Source organism: Streptomyces sp. NBC_00878 (assembly GCF_026341515.1).
GTDB lineage: Bacteria > Actinomycetota > Actinomycetes > Streptomycetales > Streptomycetaceae > Streptomyces.
Genome location: NZ_JAPEOK010000001.1, coordinates 3,155,549 through 3,177,179 on the forward strand (window position 1 = coordinate 3,155,549; position 21,631 = coordinate 3,177,179).

23 protein-coding genes and 1 riboswitch are annotated in these 21,631 nt (G+C 69.7%); of the genes, 5 read left to right on the forward strand and 18 right to left on the reverse strand.

Features of this window, described 5'->3' with window-relative positions; genetic code table 11:
- Nucleotides 1-155: 155 nt before the first annotated feature.
- The 3 genes from OHA11_RS12935 to OHA11_RS12945 form a co-directional block, all read right to left on the reverse strand.
- Complete coding sequence (locus OHA11_RS12935; RefSeq protein ID WP_266495519.1) at nucleotides 156-854, reverse strand: SDR family oxidoreductase; 699 nt, start codon at nucleotides 852-854, stop codon at nucleotides 156-158.
- A gap of 62 nt (nucleotides 855-916) precedes the next feature.
- On the reverse strand, nucleotides 917-1,456 hold the full coding sequence (locus OHA11_RS12940; RefSeq protein ID WP_266495521.1) for a TIGR00730 family Rossman fold protein: 540 nt from the start codon (nucleotides 1,454-1,456) through the stop codon (nucleotides 917-919).
- A 47-nt stretch (nucleotides 1,457-1,503) separates the two neighbouring features.
- The gene (locus OHA11_RS12945; protein ID WP_266495524.1) at nucleotides 1,504-2,304 is read right to left on the reverse strand and encodes a class I SAM-dependent methyltransferase; all 801 of its coding nucleotides are present in this window, start codon (nucleotides 2,302-2,304) and stop codon (nucleotides 1,504-1,506) included.
- Between the two features lie 155 nt (nucleotides 2,305-2,459).
- On the opposite strand from OHA11_RS12945, the gene OHA11_RS12950 reads away from it, so the two are divergent.
- Nucleotides 2,460-2,798: a DUF427 domain-containing protein gene (locus OHA11_RS12950; RefSeq protein ID WP_266495527.1), complete on the forward strand. Its 339-nt coding sequence runs from the start codon at nucleotides 2,460-2,462 to the stop codon at nucleotides 2,796-2,798.
- 4 nt (nucleotides 2,799-2,802) lie between these two features.
- Here OHA11_RS12950 and mnmA read toward each other — a convergent pair whose 3' ends face one another.
- Nucleotides 2,803-3,933, reverse strand: coding sequence for a tRNA 2-thiouridine(34) synthase MnmA (mnmA, locus tag OHA11_RS12955; protein WP_266495529.1), 1,131 nt, complete (start codon nucleotides 3,931-3,933; stop codon nucleotides 2,803-2,805).
- A 60-nt stretch (nucleotides 3,934-3,993) separates the two neighbouring features.
- On the opposite strand from mnmA, the gene OHA11_RS12960 reads away from it, so the two are divergent.
- Nucleotides 3,994-4,698, forward strand: a complete 705-nt coding sequence (locus OHA11_RS12960) for an N-acetylmuramoyl-L-alanine amidase (RefSeq protein WP_266495532.1) — start codon at nucleotides 3,994-3,996, stop codon at nucleotides 4,696-4,698.
- Nucleotides 4,699-4,814: 116 nt separating this feature from the next.
- Here the strand turns inward: OHA11_RS12960 and OHA11_RS12965 are convergent, their stop codons facing one another.
- The 3 genes from OHA11_RS12965 to OHA11_RS12975 form a co-directional block, all read right to left on the reverse strand.
- Nucleotides 4,815-5,984: a cysteine desulfurase family protein gene (locus OHA11_RS12965; protein WP_266495535.1), complete on the reverse strand. Its 1,170-nt coding sequence runs from the start codon at nucleotides 5,982-5,984 to the stop codon at nucleotides 4,815-4,817.
- 228 nt (nucleotides 5,985-6,212) lie between these two features.
- Nucleotides 6,213-6,482, reverse strand: coding sequence for a DUF4190 domain-containing protein (locus tag OHA11_RS12970; RefSeq protein WP_266495538.1), 270 nt, complete (start codon nucleotides 6,480-6,482; stop codon nucleotides 6,213-6,215).
- A gap of 83 nt (nucleotides 6,483-6,565) precedes the next feature.
- On the reverse strand, nucleotides 6,566-6,730 hold the full coding sequence (locus OHA11_RS12975; RefSeq protein ID WP_266495540.1) for a hypothetical protein: 165 nt from the start codon (nucleotides 6,728-6,730) through the stop codon (nucleotides 6,566-6,568).
- Between the two features lie 192 nt (nucleotides 6,731-6,922).
- Between OHA11_RS12975 and OHA11_RS12980 the strand changes: the two genes are divergently transcribed.
- Entirely contained in the window at nucleotides 6,923-7,540 is a 618-nt protein-coding gene (locus tag OHA11_RS12980) for a TetR family transcriptional regulator (protein WP_266495543.1), read from the forward strand.
- 126 nt (nucleotides 7,541-7,666) lie between these two features.
- On the opposite strand, the gene OHA11_RS12985 is transcribed toward OHA11_RS12980, so the two are convergent.
- The 11 genes from OHA11_RS12985 to OHA11_RS13035 all read right to left on the reverse strand — a co-directional run bounded on the left by OHA11_RS12985 (nucleotide 7,667) and on the right by OHA11_RS13035 (nucleotide 19,415).
- Nucleotides 7,667-8,077 carry a hypothetical protein gene (locus OHA11_RS12985; protein WP_266495545.1) on the reverse strand — a complete coding sequence of 137 codons (411 nt, stop codon included), beginning with the start codon at nucleotides 8,075-8,077 and terminating at the stop codon, nucleotides 7,667-7,669.
- A gap of 280 nt (nucleotides 8,078-8,357) precedes the next feature.
- Nucleotides 8,358-9,224, reverse strand: coding sequence for a thioesterase family protein (locus OHA11_RS12990; RefSeq protein WP_266495548.1), 867 nt, complete (start codon nucleotides 9,222-9,224; stop codon nucleotides 8,358-8,360).
- A 127-nt stretch (nucleotides 9,225-9,351) separates the two neighbouring features.
- Nucleotides 9,352-10,014 (reverse strand): trimeric intracellular cation channel family protein, encoded by a 663-nt coding sequence (locus tag OHA11_RS12995; RefSeq protein WP_266495554.1) that lies wholly within the window; start codon nucleotides 10,012-10,014, stop codon nucleotides 9,352-9,354.
- Between the two features lie 104 nt (nucleotides 10,015-10,118).
- Nucleotides 10,119-11,357 carry an ABC transporter ATP-binding protein gene (locus OHA11_RS13000; RefSeq protein WP_266495556.1) on the reverse strand — a complete coding sequence of 413 codons (1,239 nt, stop codon included), beginning with the start codon at nucleotides 11,355-11,357 and terminating at the stop codon, nucleotides 10,119-10,121.
- Between the two features lie 23 nt (nucleotides 11,358-11,380).
- Complete coding sequence (locus OHA11_RS13005; RefSeq protein WP_266495558.1) at nucleotides 11,381-12,478, reverse strand: ABC transporter ATP-binding protein; 1,098 nt, start codon at nucleotides 12,476-12,478, stop codon at nucleotides 11,381-11,383.
- Nucleotides 12,475-13,473 (reverse strand): ABC transporter permease, encoded by a 999-nt coding sequence (locus OHA11_RS13010; protein ID WP_266507123.1) that lies wholly within the window; start codon nucleotides 13,471-13,473, stop codon nucleotides 12,475-12,477. Before OHA11_RS13010 ends, OHA11_RS13005 begins: the two co-directional genes overlap by 4 nt.
- A 117-nt stretch (nucleotides 13,474-13,590) precedes the next feature.
- Complete coding sequence (locus OHA11_RS13015; RefSeq protein WP_266495560.1) at nucleotides 13,591-15,381, reverse strand: ABC transporter substrate-binding protein; 1,791 nt, start codon at nucleotides 15,379-15,381, stop codon at nucleotides 13,591-13,593.
- 60 nt (nucleotides 15,382-15,441) lie between these two features.
- The gene (locus tag OHA11_RS13020) at nucleotides 15,442-16,455 is read right to left on the reverse strand and encodes an ABC transporter permease (protein WP_266495563.1); all 1,014 of its coding nucleotides are present in this window, start codon (nucleotides 16,453-16,455) and stop codon (nucleotides 15,442-15,444) included.
- A gap of 384 nt (nucleotides 16,456-16,839) precedes the next feature.
- Complete coding sequence (locus OHA11_RS13025) at nucleotides 16,840-17,631, reverse strand: enhanced serine sensitivity protein SseB C-terminal domain-containing protein (RefSeq protein WP_266495565.1); 792 nt, start codon at nucleotides 17,629-17,631, stop codon at nucleotides 16,840-16,842.
- Nucleotides 17,632-17,866: 235 nt separating this feature from the next.
- Complete coding sequence (locus OHA11_RS13030) at nucleotides 17,867-18,655, reverse strand: enhanced serine sensitivity protein SseB (protein ID WP_266495568.1); 789 nt, start codon at nucleotides 18,653-18,655, stop codon at nucleotides 17,867-17,869.
- A gap of 91 nt (nucleotides 18,656-18,746) precedes the next feature.
- The gene (locus OHA11_RS13035; protein WP_266495571.1) at nucleotides 18,747-19,415 is read right to left on the reverse strand and encodes an AAA family ATPase; all 669 of its coding nucleotides are present in this window, start codon (nucleotides 19,413-19,415) and stop codon (nucleotides 18,747-18,749) included.
- A gap of 252 nt (nucleotides 19,416-19,667) precedes the next feature.
- A riboswitch (glycine riboswitch) is annotated at nucleotides 19,668-19,774 on the forward strand.
- A 164-nt stretch (nucleotides 19,775-19,938) separates the two neighbouring features.
- Here OHA11_RS13035 and gcvT point away from each other — a divergent pair.
- A complete protein-coding gene (gene gcvT / locus OHA11_RS13040) occupies nucleotides 19,939-21,066 on the forward strand; it encodes a glycine cleavage system aminomethyltransferase GcvT (protein WP_266495574.1) in 1,128 nt (375 codons plus the stop codon).
- A 180-nt stretch (nucleotides 21,067-21,246) separates the two neighbouring features.
- The gene (gene gcvH, locus OHA11_RS13045; protein ID WP_266495577.1) at nucleotides 21,247-21,624 is read left to right on the forward strand and encodes a glycine cleavage system protein GcvH; all 378 of its coding nucleotides are present in this window, start codon (nucleotides 21,247-21,249) and stop codon (nucleotides 21,622-21,624) included.
- Nucleotides 21,625-21,631: the final 7 nt, after the last annotated feature.

Below are 21,631 nucleotides of genomic sequence, written 5' to 3' on the forward strand. Positions count from 1 at the left end.
AGGTCGGGTTCGGGGCAGGTCCGGGTCCGGGCCAGGGACCGGCTCGGGGGTCAGGCCAGGCCAGGCCAGGGTTCGGGTCCGGCTCCACGTCCAGGTTCCGGTCTTGGTCTCGGTCTCGGCCCCAGTCCCGGCCCCAGTCCCAGTCCCAGTCCCGGTCAGCGGCCGGGGCGTACCGTCAGGTCGTTGATCTCCGCGTCCCGGGGCAGGTCGAGTGCCATGAGGATGGTCGTCGCGACGGACTCGGGGTCGATCCACTTCGAGGCGTCGTACTCCTTGCCCTCCTGCTGGTGGACCTTGGCCTGCATGGGGCTCGCGGTGCGGCCGGGATAGACGGTCGTGACGCGGACGCCGTTGGCGTGCTCCTCGTTGCGCAGGGAGTCGGCGAGGGCCTTCAGGCCGTGCTTGGACGCGGCGTACGCGGACCAGTCGGCGGAGGCGCGGAGGCCGGCGCCGGAGTTGACGAAGATCACATGGCCCTGGGTGACGCGGAGTTGGGGCAGGAAGTGACGGGTCAGCTCGGCGGGCGCGATCAGGTTCACGTTGAGCTGGTGACGCCAGGTCTTGGGGGTCAGCTCGCCGACCGGCCCGAGGTCGACCACACCCGCCACGTGCAGGAGCGAGTCCACACGGTCGGGCAGCGTCTGGTGCGAGAAGGCCCAGGAGAGCCGGTCCGGGTCCGCCAGGTCACCGACGAGGGTCCCGGCCCCGGGGAACTCGGCGGCCAGCTCCTTCGCGCGGCCCGCGTCGCGCGCGTGCAGGACGAGTTCGTCCCCGCGCGCGTGGAGGCGTCGGGCGACGGCCGCGCCGATGCCGGAACCGGCCCCGGTGATCAGATGAGTAGCCATGCCCGCCATGCTCGCACGCGAAGATCCGTCCGCCGCCGGGCACTACGGTCGGTGCCGCGGCATCCCTCGGCTCACTGCGTGCCCTGGCTCTCCTCCAGGTAGGCGAGCGCCCCGACGGGCTCCTCGGCGAAGAACACGAGGTCCGTCAGCGGCCTCGGCAGGAAGCCCTCGTCCTCCATGCGGCGGAACTGCTCCTTCAGGCCGTCGTAGAAACCCGCCGTGTTCAGCAGCACGACCGGCTTGTCCGTGTGCCCGTGCTTCTTCAGCTCCAGGATCTCGGTCGCCTCGTCGAGCGTGCCCGTACCCCCGACCATGACCACGACCGCGTCGGCCTTCTCCAGAAGCAGCGCTTTACGCTCGGCGAGGTCGCCCGCGATGACCATCTCGTCGGCTCCCGCGCGCGCTTTGGCGGCCAGGAACTCCACGGAGACGCCCAGCAGCCGCCCTCCCGCCTCCTGCACACCGTCGGCGACCACCTTCATGAGCCCGACGTCCGAACCGCCCCACACCAGCGTGTGCCCGCCCTTGCCGAGCAGCTCGGCGAACTGTCGGGCGGGACCGGTGTAGCGCTCGTCGAGGTCGGCGGCCGAGAGGAAGACACAGATATTCATGGCTCCACGCTACGACCCGGCACTGACATCACGAGGCGGATCCGAGGTCACGGGCCGCCTCCGGCCGTGTGGGACACGGTCACGCGCATCTTCGACTGGCGGTGCGGCAGCGTCTCCCAGTCGTCCATGAAACGGGCCGACAGGCCGTGTTTCCCGGCCAGTTCGACGAGGGTCTCCGTGCGGTAGTAGAAGTCCTCGTGCAGGACCTGGTGTTCCCTGCCCTCGGTCCGGTCGAAGGTGAAGTCGAAGAAGCCGCCGGGCGCGAGGATCCGGCCGACGTGCGCGAAGCACTCCTCGATGACGTCCGGCGGCGAGTGCGAGAACACGCTGTGCGCGTGCACCACGTCGAAGTGCGCGTCCGGCAGGAACGCGAACGTCAGGTCGTCGGTGAGCGTCAGATGGGGCAGCCGGGCCTGCAGGCCTTCCTGTACGAGGGTGTCCTGGGCCGCGATGAGGATGTCCGGCGAGATGTCGATCCCGTAGTAGTGGCCGTTCTCCAGGTAGTCGATGAACAGCCGCCCGGCGCGCAGGTTCCCGCAGCCGATCTCCAGCATCCGGTGCTCCGGCTTCAGCCCGTGCCGCACCAGATAGTCGAACTGCATCAGGCCGATCTGTGTCCACCGGTCGCGGGACGGGTTGTGCCCCACCGCCGCCTCGGCGCCTCGCGCGGCGTCCGAGGCCATCACGGCCCGGTAGTACGCGATGTGGTCATGGCCGTACCTCAGCCGCAGCCAGGCGTCACGCGCGGCCCGGCGCGTGTGCGCGGGGACCCGCTCGGGATAGCGCAGGGCGTAGCGCACATGGTGGGTGAGGGTCGTGCGGTTACGGTTCAGGCGCGTGGCTCCCATGAGGACCTCCGCCGGAAGAAGCCAAGGAAGAAAGGGATGGAAGGCGACAGAAAGGACGCACCTTCCGTCGTTGAGGACGGAAAGGAAGTAGGGAAGAACACGACAGCAGCCTGCGCTGTACAGGGCGAGACCGCTACCCGAGGAGGCCGAAAGCCATGACCCAAGGCCATCGCATCACCGTCGAGCAGGGCACTGAGCACGTCCGTGTCGTGCGCGGCGGACAGGTGCTCGCGGAGAGCACGCGCCCGCTGCTGCTGCGCGAGACGGGCCTCCCCGTGCGCTACTACCTGCCCGTGGAGGACGTACGCCTCGAACTGCTGGCTCCGTCGGAGACCCGCACCCATTGCCCCTTCAAGGGCGACGCGTCCTACTGGTCGCTGCCGGACGCCCCCGACCTTGTCTGGACATACTCGGACCCGAAGCCGGAGGTCGCCGAGATCAAGGACCACCTGTGCTTCTACGAAGTAGAAGTCGTCGCCCCTGAGCCCCGCTGATCGGCTAGGCGAGCGCCGTCGCCGCGCGCGTCGTGGTCGCGATCGTCGCCGAGCCCACCACGCGCGTGTCGTCGTACAGGACGATCGCCTGGCCGGGGGCGACGCCGCGGACGGGCTCCTCGAAGCGCACGCGGAGCTCGCCGTCGACGAGTTCGGCGGTGACCGTCGTCTCGCCGCCGTGGGCGCGGAGCTGGGCCGTGTACGTCCCCGGGCCGGCCGGAGCGGCGCCGCACCAGCGGGGCTTGACGGCCGTCAGGGCCGAGACTCCCAGGGCGGCGGCGGGGCCGACCGTCACGGTGTTGTCCACGGGCGAGATGTCGAGGACGTACCGCGGCTTGCCGTCGGGGGCCGGGGTGCCGATGCGCAGGCCCTTGCGCTGGCCGATCGTGAAGCCGTACGCGCCCTCGTGGGTGCCGACGACCGTGCCGGACTCGTCGACGATGTCGCCCTCCGCCTTGCCCAGGTGCTTCGCGAGGAAGCCCTGGGTGTCGCCGTCGGCGATGAAGCAGATGTCGTGCGAGTCCGGCTTCTTGGCGACGGCGAGGCCCCGGCGCTCGGCCTCCTCGCGGATCTCGTCCTTCGTGGTGACCGTGTCGCCGAGCGGGAAGAGCGCGTGCGCGAGCTGGCGGTCGTCGAGCACGCCGAGGACGTACGACTGGTCCTTGGCCATGTCGGAGGCGCGGTGCAGCTCGCGCGTGCCGTCCTCGCGCACGATCACCTGGGCGTAGTGGCCCGTGCAGACCGCGTCGAAGCCGAGGGCGAGGGCCTTGTCGAGCAGGGCCGCGAACTTGATCTTCTCGTTGCAGCGCAGGCAGGGGTTCGGGGTGCGGCCCGCCTCGTACTCGGCGACGAAGTCCTCGACCACGTCCTCGCGGAAGCGCTCGGCGAGGTCCCACACGTAGAACGGGATGCCGATGACGTCCGCGGCGCGGCGGGCGTCGCGCGAATCCTCGATGGTGCAACAGCCACGCGCGCCCGTGCGGAACGATTGCGGGTTCGCCGAGAGGGCGAGGTGGACACCGGTCACGTCGTGCCCGGCTTCCGCGGCGCGGGCGGCGGCGACGGCGGAATCCACGCCGCCAGACATGGCGGCCAGTACACGGAGGGGGCGGGGGCGCTGCGAGGTCTCAGTCATAACCCTTCAAGGGTACGGGTCCGCGGGAACCGGAGCCCACGAGTATCCGTTCGACAGGACATGCACGATCAGGTGGGGGAGACGGCCGGGGACACGGACCGGCGCATCGGACGCCGTGCGCTGCTCATCGGCGGGGCCGTGGCCGCCGTGGGCACCGGTGTGCTGGCCCGGGACGAGCTGGGGCGCATGTGGTGGCGGCTGCCGAGCGTGGAGAAGCCGCGCGAGGAAGGCGCGGTCGACTTCCGTGGCGCGCGCTGGATCGCGGCGTCCTCGGCGAACTGGCGGCGGGCGGACCGGCCCGACGACTTCGGCATAGACCGCGTGATCATCCATGTCACACAGGGCAGTTACCAGAGCGCGGTGAAGGTCTTCCAGGACCCGGGCCACGGCGCCGCCGCGCACTACATCGTCAGCAAGGACGGCCGTGTCACGCAGATGATCCGCGAGCTGGACGTGGCGTTCCACGCGGGCAACCGCGAATTCAACGAGCGGAGCGTCGGCATCGAGCACGAGGGCTTCGTGGACCGCCCGGAAGACTTCACGGACGCGATGTACGAGGCCTCGGCCCGCCTGACGGCCCGGATCTGCGCCCGGTACGCCATCCCGGTCGACCGCGAGCACATCATCGGCCATGTCGAGGTACCGGGCACGGACCACACGGACCCGGGCCCGCACTGGGACTGGAAAAAATACATACCCCTGGTCCGCGAGGCAGCCGAGCGGTCGGCCTCCCCGTCGGCGGAGCCGTCCACGCGCGGCGCGTAGGCGGGCGAGTGACGGCTGACGTCGCGCCCCGTCAGGGGCACGGGGAACTGCGCGCTCAGCCACGAACGACCCGCAGCCCTGCCCGCCGCATCCAGCGAAGCGAACCGGCGGAGCGCCTAGCTGAGGCCCGCCGTCCGAGCCCGTGCCACTGCCGGGCCGATCGCCTTCGCGACCGCCTCGACGTCCGTCTCCGTCGAGGTGTGGCCGAAGGAGAAGCGGAGGGTGCCGCGGGCCAGGTCCGGGCCGGTGCCGGTGGCGAGGAGGACGTGGCTGGGCTGGGCCACCCCCGCCGTGCACGCGGAACCCGTGGAGCACTCGATGCCCTGCGCGTCGAGCAGCAGGAGCAGCGAGTCGCCCTCGCAGCCGGGGAACATGAAGTGGGCGTTGGCGGGCAGCCGGCCCTCGTTCGACGGATCGCCGCCGAGGATCGCGTCCGGTACGGCCTTGCGGACGGCGTCGACCAGTTCGTCGCGCAGCCCGCCGATCTCGCGGACGAACCACGCGCGCTGCTCGGCGGCGGTCCGGCCCGCCACGGCGAACGCGGCGACGGCGGGCACGTCCAGCGTGCCGGAGCGTACGTGCCGCTCCTGGCCCCCGCCGTGCAGGACGGGTACGGGGCTGTACTCGCGGCCCAGCAGCAGCGCTCCGATGCCGTACGGGCCGCCGACCTTGTGGCCCGAGACGGTCATCGCGGCGAGGCCCGAGGCGCCGAAGTCGACGGGGATCTGACCGAAGGCCTGGACGGCGTCGGCGTGCAGCGGGATGTCGAACTCCCCTGCCACGTCGGCCAGTTCGCGGACCGGCATGACCGTACCGATCTCGTTGTTCGCCCACATGACGGTCACGAGGGCGACGTCGTCGGGGTCACGCTCGATGGCCTCGCGGAGGGCCTCGGGGTGGACGCGGCCGTACCGGTCGACCGGGAGGTACTCGACCGTGGCGCCCTCGTGCTCGCCGAGCCAGTGGACCGCGTCGAGGACGGCGTGGTGCTCCACGGGGCTCGCGAGGACGCGGGTGCGGGCCGGGTCGGCGTCGCGGCGGGACCAGTACAGGCCCTTCACGGCGAGGTTGTCGGCCTCGGTGCCGCCGGAGGTGAAGACCACCTCGCTGGGGCGGGCGCCCAGGGCTTCCGCGAGGGTTTCGCGGCCTTCCTCGACCGTCCGGCGGGCGCGGCGGCCGGCGGCGTGGAGGGAGGAGGCGTTGCCGGTGACGGCGAACTGCGCGGTCATTGCCTCGACCGCCTCCGGGAGCATCGGGGTGGTCGCGGCGTGGTCGAGGTATGCCATGGTAGGCCCGATTCTAGGGCCCGCTGCTTTCTGGCTCGGCCGGGCGGGTGTCGTTTGCGCCTGCCCTCAAGCCGGGGTGCCCCACCGGAGCTCTTGCCCAGCCCCTCTGACCGGGCACCCGGAGCCGGCGGCTGTGCCCGCCCTCCCCCACTCTCGACTTCGTTCGAGCGGGGGACCCCCATCGCCCTGCGGAACCCCTGCCCACAGCAGTTGTAGGCGGCTGCCGCCTCAGAAGCTCCAGGACAGCGTGCTGTCCGCCGACATGAAGGCCAGGAGGACCAGGAGGTCGGCGATTCCCAGGGCGAGGCCCAGGAACGCGCGGCCGCGGCGCGTGGTGCCCCGGTAGAGGGCCGTCGAGGCGAGGGCGATGGCGACGGGGCCGAGGAAGATGTTCAGGGCCAGCAGGCCGACGAGGCCCAGGATGAACGACGCGACGGCCATGCCGTCGGCGTCACGGACAGTACTCCGGAGCCGCGGGGCGGCGGTGGTGAGTTCCATGTGTCTGCTCCCAACAGGCAGTCGAACGTGGACAGTTGGAGGGTTGGAGGGCGGGCGGTGGCCGCGTCGGAGAATTTCGGGGTTCAGCTCGACGTCTCGCGGCGTCGGCCGAGGCGCTCACGGACCGCGAAGACGGTCAGCCACACCCCGATGACGGCCGCGGCGACGAGGGTGAACGAGAGCGGGGCGTGGGCGACGGTGCCGAGCATGAGGCCCAGCAGCAGGAGCGCCGCGACGAGGAACAGCATGAGATGCCTCTCGTGGAAGTCCGGCGAGTCGCCGTGTCCGGTCCGTACAGCTCCGTACGTTCCGGATGCCCCCGGATGCCCCAGGGACTCGACAACTCGGTGAACGCTTGTGGTAACAACTGTTCACTGAATCCAGAGTCTAGCGCGCCCTACGACTTTCCCTCTACAGAGAACAGTTGTTAACTACATGGCATGAGTCACACCCTCGGCATCCGGCAGGCCCAGAAACAGAAGACCCGACAGGCGTTCCTGGACGCCGCGTTGGGCCTGCTGGAGGAGCAGAGCCTCAGCAGTCTGGGCCTGCGCGAGGTCACCCGGGCCGTCGGCGTCGCCCCGACCGCCTTCTACCGGCACTTCCACTCGACCGCGGATCTCGGGGTCGCCCTGGTCGAGGAGGCGCTGGGCAGCCTGCACCCGATGATCGCCGGCACCGTGTCCGCGGCCTGCGAGAGCGACGAACGCATCAACCGGGCCGTTGCCCTGATCGCCCGTCATGTGCGTGAGCATCCCGCGCACATCCGTTTCATCGCACGCGAACGCAACGGCGGCGTACAGAAGGTCCGGGCCGCGATCGCGGAGCAGATGGACCGGTTCACCGCCGAGGTGCGGACCGAACTGGCCAAGCAGCCCGAGTCGGCCGGCTGGAGCGACGACGACCTGCTGATGCTCGCCGGCCTGTACGTCGACCAGATGCTGATGACCGCCAGTACGTTCCTGGAGGCGGCCCCCGAGGAACAGGACCAGGTGGCCCGGGTGGCCACCCGCCGGATGCTGCTGATCGCCATCGGCCGCCGCCACTGGCTGGGCTGACGCCCCGTCGACCCCCGGCCTCGCCGCGCACGCGCGCGGACACGACCTAGGGGCGCGTACGACCTTTCGTACGCGCCCCTCGCGCCCTTCACACCCTTCGCGCTCTGCGGAAGGTCCGCGAGCGGGTCAGCCCTGGTCCTGCTGCTCCTGGCTCTGGCCCTGCTGGCCGCCGGTCCCGCAGCCTCCGCCCGGCCCGCCGCCCTGGCCGCCGCCGGGACCGCCACCCTGGCCGGGACCGCCGCTGGCCGCACCTGACGGCATCCCGGTGGGCGCGCCCGACGGGGCCTTCCCCGTAGCGGCACCGGACGGCGCCCCCGAAGGTGCCCCGGACGGAGCCCCGCTCGGCATCCCCGACGGAGCGCCGCTCGGAGCCCCGCTCGGTGCGCCGGACGGCGCCTGGCAGTTCTGCTGCCCCGAACTGCCGTTGCCGCTGCCATTACCCGAGGACGACGAGGAGTCGCCCGAGCCGCAGGCCGTCAGCAGGAGTGGCGACAGCGCCAGCAGGGCGATGGCGGGGATGTGACGTACGCGCGTCATGCGGACAGGCTTCATGAGGGCAACTCCCGTTTGGATGAGCGGAATCTGAGAGCCGCATGCAACCAACCGCCCATAGGCCCCGCTTGGGCCCGCGCTGTGCCCCGCCTGTGCCTAGAGCAAAGACCGACTCAACAAACCCGCCCTGACCTGCGCTTTCATCCGCTCGCCCCAACTCCCCCGCTGGTACAGGTCCGTGACAGAAGAAGCCAGGAGGCAGGAGCAGGAGGCAGGAGGCAGGAAGCAGGAAGCAGGAAGCAGGAAGCAGCTGACCGCGTACGGATCAGCCGAGCCGCACCCTGGCCAGTTGCCGTGACTGTGCGACGAGCCGGTCCGCGCTGTCCCACACCTCGGCGTCCTCCTCCAGGAAGCCGCCGGCGAGGTTGCGGGTGGTGATGGAGACCCGGAGCGGACCCGGCGCCGGACGGCAGCGCACGTGCACGGTCAACTCGACCGTCGGCACCCAGCCGGACAGGCCGATCTCGAAGGCGGTCGGCGGCAGCGCGTCCACCGCGAGGAGCAGCGAGAAGGGGTCCGCGTCACGGCCGTCGGCGAGGCCGAGCCAGGACCGCATCTCACCCCTGCCGGACGGCGATCCGAGGGCCCAGCCCAGCGTGGCGGGGTCGAGCTTGAGCGCCAGCCGCCCGGTGATGGTGGAGCTGACGGAGCCGGCGAGGGGGCCGGGTCCGTCCTCGGGTCCGAGGCACTGGTCCATGGGCGGTATCGCGGGCGGCCGGGCCGCCGTACGGATGTCGTCGGGCAGGCCGTCGAGGTCTCCGTACGAGGCGAGCACGCGGAGCCGCTCGACCTCGCGGCCCTCGCCGTCGTACTGGTACAGGGACGCCTGGCCGGTGGAGAGGGTGCGACCGGTGCGTACGACGTCGGTGCGGACGACCGCCGGGCCCGGCTGGGACGCGGTGAGGTAGTGCGCGGAGATCGTGAACGGGTCGGTGTGCGGCAGGGCGTCCGCGAGCGCGCGGCCGAGGACGGCGAGCAGATAGCCGCCGTTGACGGCGCCGATGACCGACCACCCGGCGGACAGGTCTATGTCGTAGACACCGGGTTCGCGTGGGGTGACCGTGGTGTCGCGGTCGAACTCGCTGTCGCCGATGGTGGCCCGCGTCGCGTGCAGGGCAGCTGCTTCTGACATGCCTGAACGGTACAACAGGCAATTACTAAGCGGTAGCTTTCCCTGTTTCGATCACGTGAAGCGCCTCTCGGCTCACCTCACACCACCCCACTCCAGCCCGCCCCGACCCACTCCGGCTCACTCCGGCTCACTCCGGCACCTCGACCGCCGTCGAGCGCCGATTCCACGCCCGGGGTGCGCGCCAGTGGTACCGCATCGCGAACAGCCGCAGCACGAAGGCCGTGATGACGGCGAGCGCGGAGGTGAAGGTGGTCAGCGCGTCGTAGCGGATGCACAGGGCGACCATCGTGGCGCCGACTATGGCGGGCACGGCGTAGAGGTCGCGGTCCCAGCGCAGCAGCGAGGGCACCTCGTTGGCGAGGACGTCCCGCAGCACGCCGCCTCCCACGGCGGTCGCCAGTCCCAGGGTCACCGAGGCGGTGAGGCCCAGCCCGTACTCGTACGCCTTCGTCGTGCCCGCGACGCAGAAGAGGCCGAGCCCGGCCGCGTCGAAGACGTTCACACCGCGCTGGATCCGCTCCACCTCGGGGTGGAGGAAGAACACCAGCAGAGCGGCGAACAGCGGCGTGATGAAGTACCCCAGATCCGTGAAGGCCGCCGGCGGTACGGCCCCGATGACCAGGTCCCGGAACAGCCCGCCGCCCAGCGCGGTGACCTCGGCCAGGACGGCGATGCCGAAGACGTCGAAGTTCTTGCGGACGGCCAGCAGGGCGCCGGAGATCGCGAAGACGAAGATGCCGATCAGGTCGAGCGTGTGCTGGACGGACGGGGTGAAGAGTTCCTGGGTCACCCGAACATTCTCACCCAGCACCGAGCCCCCGCCTTCCATTGCAAGGCAGAGGCTCGATGTTACTTACGTCTCTGTTGCTTACATCGCTTGATTACTTCGCTTGCTTATTTCTCTTTGGCGGGAGCCTCGTCCTCGGAGGAGGTCCCAGAAGGGGTCTCGGCGGAAGCCGGTGCGTCCGTGGCGGCAGCCACCTCCGCCGCGACCGCCGCCGACGTCGCCGCCGACTCCGCGAGCACCTCGTCGGCCACCAGCTCCGCCGCCTCCTTCGCGGCGGTCAGCAGCACGGTGTCCTGCGGGGCCTGGTCCTCGAAGTTCTCCGGGTGGTGGCAGGCCACCTGCTGACCGGGCTTCAGCTCCAGGAGCGGCGGCTCGGTCGTCGTGCAGACCTGCGTGGCCTTCCAGCACCGCGTGTGGAAGCGGCAGCCGCTGGGCGGCGAGATCGGCGAGGGCACGTCGCCCTTGAGCAGGATGCGCTCGCTCTTGGCCGACTTGCGCCGCGGGTCCGGGATCGGCACGGCCGACATCAGCGCCTTGGTGTACGGGTGCATCGGCGCCTTGTACAGCGACTCGCGGTCGGCCAGCTCGACGATCTTGCCGAGGTACATCACGGCGATACGGTCCGAGACATGGCGTACGACGGACAGGTCGTGCGCGATGATCACGTACGTGAGGCCCAGCTCCTGCTGGAGGTCGTCCAGCAGGTTCACCACCTGCGCCTGGATCGACACGTCGAGCGCGGAGACCGGCTCGTCCGCCACGACCATCTTCGGGTTGAGCGCGAGCGCGCGGGCGATGCCGATGCGCTGGCGCTGGCCGCCGGAGAACTCGTGCGGGTAGCGGTTGTAGTGCTCGGGGTTGAGACCGACCACCGACAGCAGCCGCTGGACCTCCTTCTTGATGCCACCCGCGGGCGAGACGCCCTGGAGCTTGAAGGGGGCGCCCACGATCGTGCCGATGGTGTGGCGCGGGTTCAGCGACGAGTAAGGGTCCTGGAAGATCATCTGGACGTCACGGCGCATCGGGCGCATGCCCGCGACGCTGAGGTGTGTGATGTCCTTGCCCTCGAACTCGACCTTGCCCGCCGTCGGTTCGAGCAGCCGCGTGATCAGCCGGCCCATGGTCGATTTGCCGCAGCCCGACTCGCCCACGACGCCGAGCGTCTCGCCGGACTTGACCTCGAAGTCGAGGCCGTCGACCGCCCGCACCGCGCCGACCTGTCGCTGGAGCAGGCCCTTGCGGATCGGGAAGTGCTTCTGCAGGCCGGTCACCTTCAGGAGCGTCTCGCCGGGGGCGGCGCCCTTGGTGAGAGTCGCCGTGCCGTCGCTCTGCGCGGGGATGGCCACGGGTTTGTCCTCTGCTTTGTCACTCACAGCTTCGGCGCAATCTCTTCGGTCCAGATCCGTTCCCGCTGCTCATGCGTCATGTGGCAGGCGGCCCAGTGCTGGCTGCCGACCTCGGTCAGCTCGGGGCGGACCGTGCGGGTGACGTTGTCCTTGGGGACGTCCGCGTACGAGCAGCGCGGGTTGAAGGCGCAGCCCGACGGGATGTTGATCAGCGAGGGCGGGGAACCCTTGACCGGGATCAGCCGCTCGGTCTGCTCACGGTCCAGGCGCGGCATGGAACCGAGCAGGCCCCAGGTGTACGGATGCCGGGGCTCGTAGAAGACCTTCTCGGCCGGGCCCCGCTCGATGCAGCGGCCGCCGTACATCACCAGGATGTCGTCGGAGAGCTCGGCGACGACGCCCAGGTCGTGGGTGATGATGATGACCGCGGAGCCGAACTCCTGCTGCAGGTCCCGGATGAGGTCGAGGATCTGCGCCTGGACGGTCACGTCGAGGGCGGTCGTCGGCTCGTCCGCGATCAGCAGCTCGGGGTTGTTGACCAGCGACATCGCGATCATCGCGCGCTGGCGCATACCGCCGGAGAACTCGTGCGGATAGCTGTCGACCCGCTTGTCCGGCTGCGGGATGCCGACCCGGTCGAGCATCTCGACGGCACGCCTGCGCGCCACCTTCTTGTCGACCTTGTGGTGGATCCGGTACGCCTCCACGATCTGCTGGCCGATCGTGTAGTACGGGTGCAGCGCCGACAGCGGGTCCTGGAAGATCATCGCCATCTCGCGGCCACGCAGCTTGCGCACGTAGTCGGGGTCGGCGGAGAGCAGTTCCGTGCCGTCGAGCCAGATCTCGCCGGAGATCTGTGCCTTGCGCTTGCCGTACTGGCCCGCGGTGTGCAGGCCCATGATGCCGAGCGAGGTCACCGACTTGCCGGAGCCGGACTCGCCCACGATGCCGAGGGTCTTGCCCTTCTCCAGCGTGAAGCTGAGCCCGTCGACGGACTTGACCAGGCCGTCGTCGGTCGGGAAGTGGACCTTCAGGTCGCGGACTTCGAGGAAGGCGGAGGGCGCGGGCGAGTCCTTGACGGGCTCGCCCACCGCGGCTCCACTCTTGCTGAGTTCGGTCATGAGAGCCTCACTCGGGGGTCGATCACGGCGTACAGCAGGTCCACCAGGAGGTTCGCGACGATCACCGCGAGCGAGGTGATCAGCGTGACGCCCAGGATGACGGGCAGGTCCTTGTCGCTGATCGCCTTGAGGACCGCCTGCCCGAGGCCGGGAAGGCTGAACGTGGTCTCGGTGAGGATCGCGCCGCCGATCAGGGCGCCGAGGTCCATGCCGAGCATGGTGAGGATCGGCGTCATGGTGGAGCGCATCGCGTGCTTGCCGATGACGACGGGTTCGCGCAGGCCCTTGGCGCGGGCGGTGCGGATGTAGTCCTCGCCCAGGACCTCCAGCATGGTGGCTCTGGTGATGCGGGCGTACATCGCCGCGTAGAGGAAGGCGAGCGTGACCCAGGGCAGGATCATGCCGCCGAGCCAGCCGGTGACGCTCTCCTCGATGGGTACGTACTGGGCGTCGATCCAGCCCAGTCCGTAGCTGAAGATCGCGAGCGACAGCAGGCCGGTGAAGTAGATGGGGAGCGAGACGCCGCCGAGGGCGACGATCATCGCGCCACGGTCCCAGAGGGAACCGCGCTTGAGCGCGGAGAGCACGCCCGCCGCGACACCGAAGATCAGCCACAGGATGGCGGCACCGAGCGCGAGAGCCAGGGTCACTGGGAAGCGGTCGGTGAGCACCGGCCAGATGGCCTGCTCGTTGCGGAAGGAGTAGCCGAAGCAGGGGGCAGCGCACTCGGTGACGTCACCGCCGCCCGAGTAGGTGCGGCCCACGAAAAGGCCTTTGAAGAACTCCCAGACCTGGGCGAAGATCGGATCAGCCAGACCGAGCTTCTGCCGCACGGCCTCGATGGCCGCGGGGTCGGCCTGCTTGCCCACGAACATCGTGGCCGGGTCCACGCCCGCCCATCGGGGGACGAGGAAGAAGATGCCGAAGACCACCAGAATGATGACCACCAGCATCACTGCGGCGGCGAAGAGCCGCCTGATGAGGTATGCGAGCACTGCTCTCGGCCCGGCGGCGGTGCCGCGGGCCACCGGAGGTCTTCCGGTGGCCCGCGGGTCACGCCGCGCCGGCCTTCACCTGCCTTTCGTGCCGTATGGCGGGTGCGCCGGTCGGTGTTACTTCTTCAGGCCCAGGTTGACGAAGTCGTACTGACCGCTGTAGCCGTCGGTCGTGTAGACGTTCGCCAGGTTGCTGGAGCGCCAGTTGATGAACTTCTCGAAGACGAAGGGCAGGTAGTAACCGCCCTCCATGACCTTGTGGTTGATCTCCGAGGAGATCTCGGCCTTCTTCGCGTCGTCGAGCTCCTTGACATAGCTGTCGAAGAGGCCGTCGATCGTCTTGTCCTTGATCAGGGCGAAGTTGTTGTTGCCGCTCTCGAGGATGTAGGCGCTGTCCCACAGGGGCAGGCCGTAGCCCTGGACGGTCGGGAAGTCCGGGCCCCAGCCCATGATGATGATGCCGTAGCCCTTCTTCTTCACGTTCTCGGGGCTACCGATGATGCCGGTGGTCTGCGCACCGTCGAACTGGTCGATCTCGGCGGTGATGCCGACCTTCTTCAGCGAGGCCTGGAGGGACTCGGCGGTGGCCACCTCGACCGGCTTGTTGTTGCGGACCGCGATGGTGGTCTTGAAGCCGTTCGGCTGACCGCAGGCCTTGAGCTCTTCCTTGGCCTTGGCGGCGTTGCCGTTCTTGTTCGTCGTGGCCGACTCGTACGGGTCGTACTTCTGGCCCTCGGAGCCCGGGACGGACGGCGGCAGCATGTTGGTGCCGATGTCACCACCGGCGACCGGGCCACCGCGAGCGGTCTGCAGCGACTCGTGGTCGGCGCCGTAGATCACGGCCTTGCGGCAGTGCTCGTTGTCGAACGGCTTGACGCTCTGCGGGAAGACCGCGTAGCGGATGTAGCCGGAGACCGGGTTGTCCAGGTTGCCCTTGTGCTCCTTCAGGGCGGTGGTGCGGCCCTGCGGGGACAGACCGGTCTGGCCGATGTCCAGGTCGTAGTCGCCGTTGATCAGGCGCTGGTCCATGTCATTGGCGTTGGTGAAGAAGTTGACCGTGATCTTGTCCGGGTACGCCTTGCGGATCGGGTCCGAGGACTGCTTCCACTCGGTGTTGCGGACCAGCGTGAGGTTCTTGTTCGGCGTGTACGACTGGAACTTGTACGGGCCGGACGAGAACGGCTTCAGGCCGTACTTGGACTTGGTGTCCTTGTCCTGGCGGACCGGGGACGCCGAGGTCAGCGCGAGCATCTCCTCGAAGTCCGAGTTCGCCTCGGGCAGCTTGAAGACGATGGTCTTGTCGTCCGGCGTCTCGATCGCCTTCAGACCCAGCTTGTCCGCGGACTTGTCCTTGTAGGGGCCCTTGTACTCGGCCTTGGGGTCGAGCACCTGCTGGAGGTAGATCGGCCCGCCGGACAGCACGTCCTGCGCCCACACGCGCTCGATGCCGTACTTGATGTCCTTGGAGGTGATGGGCTTGCCATCCTCCCAGGTGATCCCGTCCTGCAGCTTGTACGTGTAGGTCTTCTTGTCGGCGCTGATCTCGGCCGTGCTGGTGGCGAGGTCAGGCGTGACCTTGGCGCCCTCGGCACCCGGCTCCGCCTTGTTGGTCACCAGCTGACGGCTGTAGTAGCGCGAGAAGTTCCACATGAAGCCGTAGTAACCGCGCGTGGTGTCCCACGAGTCGGCATCCTGGGCGCCGGCGAACTTCAGCGTGCCGCCCTTCTTGGCGAGGGAGGCCTGCGCGACCTTGTTGTTGGCTGCGTTGAAGCCGGCCGCGCCGTTCTTCGAGCCGCCGTCGTCGTCGTTGCCGCCGCCGCCGCACGCCGCCGTGGACAGCAGTGCAGCGACCACGGCTGCGGCGGCCACGGCCTGCTTGCGCCGCCCTGTGGTGCGTTGGGTACTCACTCGGATCCTCCGATATATAGCGGCCCGTCGACAGATGACGGGCCCTGGGGGTACGGCAGTTCAGCGGGAACCCTTCGGGTCGAGCGCATCGCGTACGCCGTCGCCGAAGAGGTTGAAGGAGAGCACGGTGATGAAGATCGCTACACCCGGGATCACCATGTAGGTGGGGTCCGAGTCGTAGTAGTCGATCGCGGAGGAGAGCATCTGACCCCAGGAGGCGGTGGGCGGCTTGACGCCCACGCCCAGGAAGCTGAGCGCCGCCTCGGTGAGGATGTTGGTCGGGATCATCATCGTCGTGTACACGATGATGGGCGCGACGAGGTTGGGCAGCAGTTCCTTGAACAGGATGTAGAACCGCCCGGCCCCGAGGCTGCGCGCCGCCTCCACGTACTCGCGCTCGCGCAGGGAGAGCGTCTGGCCGCGCACCACACGTCCGACATAGGGCCAGCCGAAGAAGCCGATCACCAGGATCATGACGAACAGGCGCACGCCCGTGCCGGTCAGGCCCAGCATCTCGTTCGGCATGACCGAGACCAGGGCGATGATGAAGAGCAGCTGCGGGAAGGCCAGCAGGCCGTCCATCACCCGGCTGATGAGCGCGTCGACCCAGCCGCCGAAGTAGCCGGCGAGGACACCGAGGACCGTGCCGAGGACCACGGCGACCAGGGCCGACAGGAAACCGACCAGGAGCGAGATCCGGGCGCCGTAGACGATCCGGGCGAAGATGTCACGGCCGCTGACCGGCTCGACGCCGAAGAGGTGGTCTCCGCTGATGCCGCCGAAGGACCCCGTGGGGGTCGAGAAGAGCGGATCGATCAGGTCCTCGTGGTGGGCCTCGGGGTCCTGCCCGACCAGGTTCGTGATCACGGGGGCGAGCAGCGCGATCGCGATCAGCACGAGCACGACGACGCCACCCGTCAGGGCCAGCTTGTCGCGCTTCAGGCGCTCCCAGGCGATGCGGCCGAGGGAACGTCCTTGTACCGCCTTCGCCTCGGCGGAACCGGCGCCGAGCGCCGCCTCCTCGGCCGCGCTCGGCGCGGCTTCGGCCGTCGGCTCGTGCAATGGTGCCGTCATCGTGGCAGGGACCCCTCTCAACCGGCGGTAGCCGGCCCACACTTGCCGCTGTAGCGGCGTGATCAGTCCGTCGTACACGGGGGCGAAACCCCCTGGACCGGGAGTCTTCAACGCCTCAGCGATCTGTTGCCAGACCTGACGGTGAATGGATGCGCAAACGTGATGCTGTCTGGGGGGTTCCGTTATCCGAACGCCGGGTAACAGGGGTCGGACGCGGAACATTTGGTGCGGAAGCGGCCTTACATCTCATTTACCCGCGTAGATCTGGACATACCGCCCGGGGTTGAGGCGGGAGGGGAAGCGGATGCTCCACGGAATGGACTCAATGAGTTCGAACAGGAACGGACTCGACGAGTCCGGATCATCTCAGGTCTTCGGATGAGCTCAGTACGTACCCGGGAATCCGTATCCGCCGGCCGCCGGCGCCTGGGCGGGCGCCGCGTGGGCCTCACGATCGTAGAACGGCCGCGCGTTCACCCGCAGCCACAGGGCCACCGGGTCGTACTCGTCGGACATCGCGACCGTCGAGACCGGCAGGCCGTCCGGCACCGCTCCGATGGACTGCTGCATCATCGCCCGCACCGAGTCCACCGCGGGCGGGCTGGTGTCGTACACATCGAGTCCGATGGCGAGATACGGCGCCCCGAGCGCGGGCTGCACCCAGGCTCGGCGCAGCGAGCGGACGGCGTTCGTCCGGTGCGCGTTCTGGGTGAGCAGGGCGTAGAACTGCGGGATCTCGATGGCCGGATCGGACAGCCTCAGCGGGCCCGCGGGCTGCCGCTCCAGGCCGGTGGTGATCCGGCGCAGATCCAGCCAGGGGATGCCGACGCCGCCGCCCGGCGCGTGCGGGTTCAGCCAGAGGCCGTAGTGGTCGGGGTAGAGGGTGCGGGCCACGTCGAGTCCGTCGACCACCTCGTACGAACGGTTCCAGCCGCTCGCCGAGAGCTCCTGGGCGGAGGTCACACAGGGCGCGTAGCCGTAGCCGCCCACTTCCATGTTTCCGTACTGGGCGTCGGGCGAGCCGGCCTGGCCGTGCCAGAGCAGCATCCAGACCTGGCCGGACGACGGGGTCGCGAGCGCGCGCAGGAGCGCCTCGTAGGCGTCGTAACGCCCGGGCGTCACCTGGCGCAGCATGTGCTCGACCTGCCCGGCCGCGGCCGTGCCCGACGCGCTCACCTTCTACCGCCCCTTCGCGACATCCCTGACATACGGGTCCCCTTCGGCGGGGCCTGCGTTCGCTTGAACGTGGCAGTACCCCGACCGAGCCATGAAACCAGCTTAAGTGGCGATCCCGACAGCACCGTTGCGCTCCGCTGGGAAACCGGTGAGAGCTCGGGGCTTTCTGTTATCCGCCGACTGCGGGTTGTGTTCGGCTGAGCGCGCCGTTCCCCGCACCCCTTTGGGGCGCGCCTCAGTGGGACCAGGTGTAGAACGGGCGCACCTGGGCCCGTAGCCAGTCGCCCACCGGGTCCTGGGCGACGTCCAGGAAGACGACGTTCACCGGGTGTTGCACGGGGACCTGGCCGAGGGCCCGGCCCACGGCGCCCAGGGGGAGGGTGCGGGCGTCGTCGTGCCAGTGGGTGAGCTCGACGCCGATGAACATCACGGAGGCGCCGCCCTCGATGCTCGCCAGGCAGCGGCGGGCGCTCAGGACGACGCCGGTCGCGGCGAACTCCGCGGAGGCGACGGTCAGGAAGTCCACCGGGTCGTGCTGCCAGTCCGGCTGGAACAGCCGCACCCGGCCGCCGCTCGCCGACCCGTCCAGCTCCGTACGCCCGGCCCGGCACAACTCGGCCACGGCGAGCGGGGGCAGCGGCACCCCGACCGTGCCGTCCGGGTTCACCACGATGCCCACCTGAGGCGGCAGGCCGCGCGCGAACTCGACGGCGGGCGCCACCGTGTACGGCATGTGGTCGCCGACGACCTGGCGGAACTGCTGCTCCGAGCTGAAGACCGGCACGTACGCCTGTCCGCCGAGCTCCATCGTGGGCAGGTCGAGCGGGCCGCTGTGCGGGCCGCCGCCCTCGGGCAGCGGCACCCAGAGGAAGCTGCGGCCCATGACCTCCACGATCCGGGCCCCCGCCGAGGGCGACGCCGCGCCGAGGGAGGCCGCCAGTACCGCCTCCAACTCGTTGCCGGGCCAGCCGACATGGGGGTGTGGGTGTGCTTGCACCGGAATGTCCTGTGCCGGGAAGTCCATCTCGCTACCGCCTGCTCGAACCGCTTTCTGCGGATGACGAGATTACGCGTACGCGCCGTCACCCGCAGAAATCCATCCGGTCACCGGGACCTCAGTCGCCGAAGTCGACCCGCCGCAGCACGTCCGCCGCTGCCCGGTCGATGAGGACCGCCGAATCGCAGCCGTCCGGGAGGTCGCCCTTCTCCACCGAGCGCAGCAGCCGGCGGAACGCGCCGCGGTGCCGTGCGAACGCGTACCTCGACACTCCGCGCCCCCGCTCACGCTGGCCGTCCAGGGCCGTGCCGGGGTCCACGTCGAGCAGCAGCAGGTGCAGTGTGCCGCCGCGGCGCCTGGCGTCCCGGGCCAGCCAGCTGCGCACCCAGGCCTGCGTCCCGCAGTCGTGCACCACGACTCCCTCGCCGGACCGCAGGGCCCTGCGCAGGCCCGCGTAGTGCGCGGCACGGACCAGGGGCCGGTAGATCCCGTACGGCAGGAAGCGGGCCAGCCGGCCGTCCCAGCGGTCGCGGGTGTCCTGGGAGTCGATGCGGCGGCCCGCCACGGCCCGGCGCATCAGCGTCGACTTGCCGCTGCCTGGCAGGCCCGTGACCACGACCACGTCGGCCGCGCCGAAGCGCAGGCCGTGCGGGCTGTGTCCCGCGCGCTCCCGCAGATCGCGGACGACGGGCGCCGGAAGCGGGCCGCACGCCTCCCCGGCCGGGGCAGTGGGCTGCTTGGGCAGCGCGATGGCCGCGCTCGTGGCGTATGCCGTGGTCCTGTTCACCCTGATCGTCCTCCCCATGGGGTCGGGAGACCCATCCCCGTCGAGTGTAAAGAGAAGGTAATCCGCTGGACCCCTCATTTCTGTTCTTGTCATGCCACAGCCCCGTCACAGATCGCTGTGGACACCTGTGAACCTTGTGTGGACGCTGTGCGGCCATGCCGGGAAGCCGTGTGCCGCCCCCTCGCGAAGGGGCCCCTGCCGCGCCGCTCCGATGCGTGCAATGATGTGCCCGCCAACTGCATACCGGCCGCTTGAATCCACGCGGGAGAGTTCCGGACACGTCTGCGTACGTGATCCGGGCGCCGAAGGAGCAAGTCCCTCCCTTGAATCTCTCAGGCCCCCATTACCGCGTGGGCGAGGCACATCTGAAAAGCGGGCCGTCTCCTTTTTCAGCCAGGGCGTCGGCTCCACCCACGGTGCAAGTCACTGACCATCCCGTTGACCGGTGGTCATGGCGAACCTCTCAGGTTCCGATGACAGATGGGGAGGAACGACCTCGCCGTCATGCCTTGGGAGCCCCACCGTGAGCAGTAACGCCCCTGTTGAACCGCGCCATACCGCGCTCGATGCCCTCCATCGCTCGCTCGGCGCGACGATGACCGACTTCGCCGGCTGGGACATGCCCCTGCGGTACGCCTCCGAGCGCGACGAGCACCTCGCCGTACGCACCAGGGCCGGCCTCTTCGACCTCTCCCACATGGGTGAGATCACCGTGACCGGGCCCCAGGCCGCCGCCCTGCTCGACTTCTCGCTCGTCGGCAACATCGGGGGCGTCAAGACCGGCCGGGCCCGCTACACCATGATCTGCCGGGCCGACGGCGGCATCCTCGACGACCTGATCGTCTACCGGCTCGCGGACACCACGTACCTGGTCGTCGCCAACGCCTCCAACGCCCAGACCGTCCTGGACGCGCTCGTCGAGCGGGCCGTCGGCTTCGACGCCGAGGTCCGCGACGACCGCGACGCCTACGCGCTGCTCGCCGTACAGGGACCGGAGTCCCCCGGCATCCTGAAGTCCGTCACCGACGCCGACCTGGACGGCCTGAAGTACTACGCGGGCCTGCCCGGCACGGTCGCGGGCGTCCCGGCCCTGATCGCGCGCACCGGCTACACCGGCGAGGACGGCTTCGAGCTGTTCGTGGCCCCGGCCGACGCCGAGAAGCTGTGGCGGGCGCTGACCGACGCGGGCGCCACGGCGGGCCTGGTGCCCTGCGGCCTCTCCTGCCGGGACACCTTGCGCCTGGAGGCAGGCATGCCGCTGTACGGGCATGAGCTGAGCACCTCGCTCACGCCGTTCGACGCGGGGCTCGGCCGGGTCGTGAAGTTCGAGAAAGAGGGCGACTTCGTGGGGCGCGAGGCGCTGTCCGCGGCCGCCGCCCGTGCCGAGTCCGAGCCCCCGCGCGTCCTGGTCGGCCTGATCGCCGAGGGCCGCCGCGTACCGCGCGCCGGTTACCCGGTCGTCGCCGACGGCAAGGTCGTCGGCGAGGTCACCTCCGGCGCGCCCTCGCCGACCCTCGGCAAGCCGATCGCGATGGCGTACGTCGACGCCGCGCACTCCGCCCCCGGCACGGCCGGTGTCGGCGTGGACATCCGGGGCAGCCACGAGCCGTACGAGGTCGTGGCGCTGCCGTTCTACAAGCGCCAGAAGTAGACCCTGGTCCGCGAGGGCCGGAGCGTGAACTCCGGTTCGCGAGCGCCGGACCGTGCACCCTGGTCCGCGAGCGTCATGAATCGACCATGAAGTGACCATGAAAGTGAGTCCGGGCACATCCGCCCGGTCCACCCCCAGTCCCCGCGTCAGCACTCCCCCGCGTACAGGAGAATTCAGGCCATGAGCAATCCCCAGCAGCTGCGCTACAGCAAGGAGCACGAGTGGCTGTCGGGCGCCGAGGACGGCGTCTCGACGGTCGGTATCACTGAGCACGCGGCCAACGCGCTCGGCGATGTCGTGTATGTCCAGCTCCCGGAGGTGGGTGCCGCGGTGACCGCGGGCGAGACCTGCGGCGAGCTGGAGTCGACCAAGTCGGTGAGCGACCTGTACTCGCCGGTCAGCGGTGAGATCACCGAGATCAACCAGGATGTCGTGGACGATCCCGCGCTGGTGAACACGGCCCCCTTCGAGGGTGGCTGGCTGTTCAAGGTGCGTGTCGCGGACGAGCCGAAGGACCTGCTCTCCGCGGACGAGTACACCGAATTCTCCGGCAGCTAAGGACTCT